Raw genomic sequence first — 764 nt, forward strand, 5'->3', positions numbered from 1 at the left:
GCCCGCCGCATGGTGGCCCCGGCGGCCATCCCCATGGCGGGCCGGGCGGTCCGCCGGGTGACCGGCGCGGCCCAGGCTGAGGGCCGCGCCCGGGGCTTCAGCCTCGCCGGGCCAGCAGCACCATGGCCTCGGCATGGGTGGGGCCGACAAGGCGCCCCAGCTCCCGCAGGCTGTCCAGGATGCCCTCATCCTGGACATCGCCCGCCACGGGCAGCAGCACGCCATCGGCCCGCAGCGGCTGGAAGCCGGCGGCCCGCAGCATTCCCGTCACCTCGGCCAGGGTGAAGCCGCTCTCCGCCGCCTTGCCCGAAAGCCGGGCGATGCGCCGGTGCAGCGCCTCGCTGTTGTCCAGGCTCAGGAAGAGCAGGCCGCCAGGGCGCAGATGCGCGGCGGCGCGCGTCAGCAGGGCGGCGGCGGCCTCCATGCCCTGGGGCAGGGTATCCACCAGCAGAACGGCGTCGAAAGCGGGTTCGGAGAGCTGCAGGCCGGCTAGGTCCGCCACCGTGAAGCGGAAGTTCGGCAGGCCGGCATGGGCGGCCTGGGCCTGCTCCACCTGCTCCGCCGCGGCGACGCCAAGCACCTTGGATTCGGTGAAGACCCCCATGAAGCGGCCGGTGCCGCAGCCGATGTCCAGCACCCGCTGGCCCGGCATATCCGCCACCATCTCCCGCAGCAGCCGCTGCACTTCCTGCTGGCGCAGCCGCTCCTGCGCGCCGCCGGCGGCGGGCTTCGGGGCCGCGCGCGCGGGCTTGCGGGCCGGAGGC

1 protein-coding gene is annotated in these 764 nt (G+C 75.5%); it reads right to left on the minus strand.

The features are described 5' to 3' along the window. Positions 1-97: 97 nt before the first annotated feature. Positions 98-764 (minus strand): class I SAM-dependent methyltransferase (locus tag IBL25_RS26435; protein WP_187781387.1); only part of this gene is annotated, 667 nt, incomplete at its 5' end.

It is taken from the genome of Pseudoroseomonas ludipueritiae (assembly GCF_014490445.1).
Taxonomy (GTDB): Bacteria; Pseudomonadota; Alphaproteobacteria; order Acetobacterales; family Acetobacteraceae; genus Pseudoroseomonas; species Pseudoroseomonas ludipueritiae.